Here is a 936-nt window from a genome sequence, read left to right as displayed (position 1 = left end):
GATCATCAGAACCTCGCCGACAGCGTAGGGCAGGGGGGTTTCCGCACGGTGAAGCTAGGCCCCGAGTTCGCGGACCAGGCGTTGCCAACTGGCCCAGAGATCCACGCGGATCTTGTCGTCGCCCAGACGTTGGATCAGCCCTTCCAGATAGGCCCGGCGCTTGTCGACGCCGGGCGTAGACTCGGCCAGGAGCGCAGCGACAGCGAAGGGGAGGGGGCCAAAGCGCAGACTGAGCGCGATAATCCGGGGCTGGGTAAGACCGAGCCGGAAAGCCGAGGCCTGCCCGTAGGCGGCGGCGAGCCTTGCGTCATCGGGGAAGGCCGCGTGACGCACGAAGGTCAGGTCCTGGCGACGCAGAAGGGCCGGAAGGGCCGCAATAATGGCCCTGGGATGGGGGCAGGTGACCCGCTGCACGGGGACGCTGCGTCCTCGCATAGCCCGCGATGCCGAAATCTCGATGACTTCGGCCGATTGAGGCTCGTAGTCAGCGCTGCACCAAACAGTCTCACCCTCATCATCCTCTGGAAGGACGTCAGGTTCCGACGAACCCACATCCCGCGTAGCGTACACATCTGTAAGGTTATTTCTAAATTTATCGGGGTCCTCTGTAGGGTCTAATTGGGCGCCGGTTTTGTCAGGCGCGGGCGACTCTTCTGTCACGCGAGAAAAGACGGCGGCCTGTGCTGTGACGGTAGCCTCTAGGCGGGAAATCAACGCGTCGGCCTCGTCCTGAGCGATCAGATATTGGTCGGCCGCCTTCGTGCGACCAAGGCGGTGCAGGCGATCGATCATCGTCAGGGCCTCCGCGCCGTGATCGGCGGCGCACACCAGGGCGAGCAGACCGCGGAGTCGGTTCCGGCGGGCCGAAAGGCCTTTGCGCAGCGCGAGCAGCTCCTGAACGGCGTCCCGACGTTCGGTCCGCAGACCCTTGAGTTC

General features: G+C 64.5%; 1 protein-coding gene. It reads right to left on the bottom strand.

Annotated features, from left to right (window positions below):
• Positions 1-54 precede the first annotated feature (54 nt).
• Positions 55-936 (bottom strand): hypothetical protein (locus tag RDU12_RS15270; RefSeq protein ID WP_308685489.1); only part of this gene is annotated, 882 nt, incomplete at its 5' end.

This window comes from Brevundimonas sp., from assembly GCF_031082345.1.
Lineage (GTDB): Bacteria > Pseudomonadota > Alphaproteobacteria > Caulobacterales > Caulobacteraceae > Brevundimonas.
The sequence above is the reverse complement of the archived record's forward strand: the minus strand, read 5'-3'. Positions and strand labels throughout refer to the sequence as shown.